Source organism: Streptomyces anandii JCM 4720 (assembly GCF_014650655.1).
Taxonomy (GTDB): Bacteria; Actinomycetota; Actinomycetes; order Streptomycetales; family Streptomycetaceae; genus Streptomyces; species Streptomyces anandii.
In genome coordinates, this window is record NZ_BMVJ01000027.1 from 28,562 (window position 1) to 32,913 (window position 4,352).

The 4,352-nt window shown below is 71.8% G+C and carries 3 protein-coding genes and 1 pseudogene; all 4 read right to left on the bottom strand.

Features of this window, described 5'->3' with window-relative positions:
- Window positions 1–89 precede the first annotated feature (89 nt).
- Window positions 90–1,478, bottom strand: a complete 1,389-nt coding sequence (locus IE249_RS31620) for an MFS transporter (RefSeq protein ID WP_189710367.1) — start codon at window positions 1,476–1,478, stop codon at window positions 90–92.
- A gap of 12 nt (window positions 1,479–1,490) precedes the next feature.
- The gene (locus IE249_RS40175; RefSeq protein ID WP_373304510.1) at window positions 1,491–2,711 is read right to left on the bottom strand and encodes a chitosanase; all 1,221 of its coding nucleotides are present in this window, start codon (window positions 2,709–2,711) and stop codon (window positions 1,491–1,493) included.
- Window positions 2,709–3,557 (bottom strand): annotated as a pseudogene (locus tag IE249_RS39110) (alkaline phosphatase family protein); the annotation flags it as partial. The pseudogene IE249_RS39110 and the gene IE249_RS40175, both read right to left, overlap by 3 nt.
- 528 nt (window positions 3,558–4,085) lie before the next feature.
- A partial coding sequence (locus IE249_RS39115) for an ATP-binding protein (protein WP_229859682.1) occupies window positions 4,086–4,352 on the bottom strand: 267 nt, incomplete at its 5' end.

Here is a 4,352-nt window from a genome sequence, read left to right on the forward strand (position 1 = left end):
GCTGTCGCGTGCGTGCCACACGTACCCCGTGGCGGCGGTGGCCGCCAGCAGCGCGGCCGCCAACAGGATCCACAGGCGTTTCCTGACGGTCATACGGGGCGTTCCTCCGGGTCGTGACCGGGCTCGGGTGCGTCGGCGGGGTCCTGGCCGGCGGTGTCCCTCCCGGCGGCTTGCTTCCAGGTCCGGCGGGGCAGGACGCACAACGCCAGGACGATCGCCACGGCCAGGGCGGACAGGGCGAGGACCAGCGCGGTGTGCAGCCCCCACCTCGACCAGCACGCCCCGAAGAGCACCGACGAGGCCAGTGCGGCCACCGACTGCGCGGTCTGGACGAGCGACAGGCCGCCCGCCCGCAGCCGCGCCGGGACGAGCGGGCCCACGGCCGCCATGAGCACCCCGTCCGTGGCGGCGTAGAACACACCGTGCAGCACCAGGACGACGACGACCAGCGGCAGGCCGGCCCGCGGGAAGAACAGCAGCGCGCAGGCCGCGAGCAGGCACAGGTGCCCGGCGACGAACATCCGCGGCCGCCCGTACCGGTCCGCCAGCCGCCCGAGCGGCACGGCCAGCAGCAGATAGGCGCCCGCCGTGCCCAGCGGCAGCAGCGGGAAGAACTCCTCGGACACGCCGAGGCGTTGCTGGAGCAGCAGGTACACGAACGGATCGCCCAGCACGACCGCGCCGAGCAGCACCGCCGCGCCGCCCACCCGCAAGAAGTCCCCCCGCCTGAGCAGGGCCAGCACATCACGCAGCCCGGCCCCTTCCCCGGCCGCCGCCTCGGCCGCGCGGGCCCGGCGCGGCTCGCGCACCAGCACCCCGAGCGCCACCACCCCGAGGGCGGCGACGCAGAAGCTCACCACGAACACCGTGTCGTAGCGGCCGGGCGTGAGCAGCAGCAGGGCGAACGCCACGAGCGGCCCGAGGAACGCCCCGGCGGTGTCCATGGCCCGGTGCACCCCGAAGGCGCGGCCCAGCTCCGCGGGCGCGCTGCTCAGGGAGATCAGCGCGTCCCGGGGGCCGGTGCGCAGTCCCTTGCCGGTACGGTCGGCGGCGATCACCGCGCCGAGCAGGGGGACCGAGGAACCCGCGGCGAGCAGGCCCAGCTTGCTCACCGCCGACAGCGCGTAACCGCCGCCGGCGACCAGCTTGCGCCGTTCGAACCGGTCCGCCGCGTGCCCGCCGGCCAGCCGCACCAGCGCGGTCACCCCGGCGTACATGCCGTTGAGCGCCCCGAACTGCAGCGGGCTCAGGCCCAGGGTGAAGATGACGTACATCGGCAGCACCGCGGTGATCATCTCCGACGACACGTCGGTGACGAGGCTGACCGTTCCCAGCGCCAGCACGTTGGGGGCCACGCCCGCGGGCGTGCGGGCGCGGCGCCGTCCTTGCCGCCCCGCACCCGGCCCGGGCGCCGGGGCCCCGGGGGGCCCCGGCTGATCGGCGGCCGGGGTGGTGGCCCGGCTCGACGAGATGTACACGGCCGCCTTTCCTCAGCCGTCGATCTCGTAGGAGTCGCCGTAGACCTTCCAGCGCAGCGGCGGGTTCAGGTCGAGGTTGTGGTCGCGCAGGAAGACCCGCTGCTCGGTGTCGACCCTGCTGGTGTCGCTGTGCGCCTCCTCCTGCTTCATGGCCCACACGCGCGCGTCCAGGAACGCGTCGAGGTACTTCACCTCGTCACCGCCCTGGGCCGGCGGCTTGGCGCTGCGCAGGGCCCGCTTGCGGATGCCGTCGAAGCTGGTCGCCTCGTCACCGGGGCCGTGCATCACGATCGCGTCGTAGTACGCGAACTGCCCGAGCGCGCGCAGCCCGTCGGCCTTGGCCTGCTTGAGCGCCGGGTTGAAGTACACCCGGTCCCGCTCGTCGTCCTGGGCCCGGCGGAAGACGGCGTCGTCGGCGGCCTTGTGCCAGTCGCGGACGAAGGCGTCGCCCAGCCCGGCGTGCGAATCGCTGCCGTTGACCTTGCGCAGCGCCGGCAGGTACTTCGCGAGCACGTTGCCGGACTTCAGGTCCGTGTAGTGCTCGACGAGGTCGAGCATGTCACCGGTTCCGGAACAGAATCCGACGATGCCGGCCGTGTAGCCGCGGCCGTCGCCGATGTCCTCGATGTAGGTGTACTGGGCCTTCCAGTCCAGCGAGGAGTTCTCCGCGCTGGAGACCAGCTCCATCGCGATCTCCTTCTTGGCCGGGTCGTCGAGGTCCTTGCCGCTGTTGCTGGGCGGCGGGGTGGCCGAACCCTTGCCGTACACCTCGAACTCGTAGAGCGAATAGCCGTACGACGTGCCGCGCTTGGTGCCGTACACGCGCACGTACCGCCCGTGGCCGCTCACCGACAGGTCGTCGGTGCCGCCGTTCCCGCTGGTGGTGGAGTACACCGTCTGCCAGGTGGAGCCGTCCTGCGAGGTCTGGACGGTGTAGGCCTTGCCGTAGGCCGCCTCCCAGGTCAGCTTCACGCGGCTGATGTCGGTGTCGGCGCCGAGGTCCACCGAGATCCACTGGGGGTCGGAGCCCTCCTTGCTGGCCCAGCGGGTGGCGGGGTCGCCGTCCACCGCCTTGTCCCCGGCGAGGCCGCTGCTCTCGGTCGACGAGGTGCGCACCGCTCGGTTCAGGGCGAGGTTCGACGAGTCGTCCGGCGGCGTGGTGCCGCCGGTGTCCCAGACGTCGGTGAGGGGCTTGCGCGAGGCGGCCGAGCCCAGTGCGGGCAGCCCGTGCATGTCCTCCAGCGTGCGCAGCAGCGAATAGAGGTCGCCACGGGCGGTGGCGGTGTACCCCTGCTTGACGTGGGCGCCGACGATCAGCGTGGGGATGTGGTTGACGTTGTCGTCGCCGTCGTCCTCGTCCCAGGTGACGATCAGTGCGCTGTTGTGGGTCTTCGCCCACTGCACATAGCCGTCGAAGTGCTTGCGCAGCCAGTCGTCGCCCTGCCGCACGGTGCCGTCGTGCATGTCGTTGTCGAGGGTGGGGGTCACGAACGCGACGTCGGGCAGCTTGCTGTAGTCCGTGGGGAAGCGGTCGAGGCGGAGGTTGGAGGAGGCGGGCACGTTCTTGAAGTCGACCCAGCCGTTGTGCTTGCGGGCGTAGCCGCCGTCGTCGTTGTCCCCGCAGTCCTTCGAGCCGTCGGACGGCAGTCCCTCGGAGTAGCCGATGAACGAACCGCCGTGCGTGAGGAGCTGGTTGCCGAGGTTGTCGCCGTCGAAGTCGTACGGGCAGTCGTCGTCGGCGATGCCGTGCGTGGAACCCGAGAACAGGGCCACGTAGTTGCCCTGGCTGGGGTGGGTGATGCCGTGGAAGTCGGTGAAGGAAACTCCCTGTTTGGCCAGGGAGTTGATGTACGGGGCATCGGAACTGCCCATCACGTTCTCGTAGTACTTGTTCTCCTCCGTCACGACCACCACGTGGTCCAGCTTCGGTACGCCGCTCGCGGCGGCGGCCGTGGTCTGCGGGCTCGCGGCCTGTGCCGCCGGGGCCGCGGGGGCGCTGGCGAGACCGAGCAGGGTCAGCGCGGTGCTGGCGCCGGCGGCGACAGCGGTCCGTCGCAGCCGGCGTCTGGTAGGCGTCATGCCGAACTCCTTGATGAGGGGCGTGGGGGTGCCCGCGTACAACAGGGATGAGCAGCGCCTGGGCGACTTTGCGGCAGGCGGCGGTCCGGCGGGCGCGCCGAGGCGGGCACCGCAGGACGCCTTTGCGGCAATCAGGCTGGGAGCGGCATACGGCCGCCGACGGTCGGGTCACCGGCATCCGGCCGCGCCCGTACGGGCATGGGATGCGGTGAGCGCGTCGGTTCCCAACTTCCGCGCCGGACCGCCGACCGAATTGGTACGCCCGTCCGTAGGGGTCTGTCAACGGCCGGGCCGGGTTCCGCCCGCGGTCTTGACGGCTCAACTACCGCGACGGTATTCATCTGTTAGGAAAGTTTCCTTACTAGCTCGGGCGGGCCTGAGTCGCGTGGCGACCGCGGCCCCGGTCCGCCCGGGCGCCTCGGGCAGGCGGGCGCGTGGGCCGACCCGCTCACCGTGGCGATCGCCCGTCGGGTCCGGCGCGAAGAGCGCGACGGCCGGCGCGTCGGCGTGGTTCGGGCCGGCGTCCGTTCAGGGTGGCGGGACCGCTTGTTCGGCCCAGATGACTTTCCCCCGGGGGATGTAGCGGGTGCCCCAGCGCTGGGCGAGCTGTGCGACGAGGAAGAGGCCGCGGCCGCCTTCGTCGGTCCCGGCGGCCTGGCGCAGGTGGGGCGAGGTGTTGCTGGCGTCGGAGACTTCGCAGACCAGGGTCTTGTCCCGCAGGAGGCGCAGATGGATGGGACCGGTCGCGTGGCGGATGGCGTTGCTGAGGAGTTCGGTGACGATGAGTTCCGTGGC

What these genes read in the sequence shown, in the direction of transcription:
- IE249_RS40175 (WP_373304510.1), bottom strand. Translation starts at nt 2,711, where the DNA reads ATGCACGGGCTGCCCGCACTGGGCTCGGCCGCCTCGCGCAAGCCCCTC.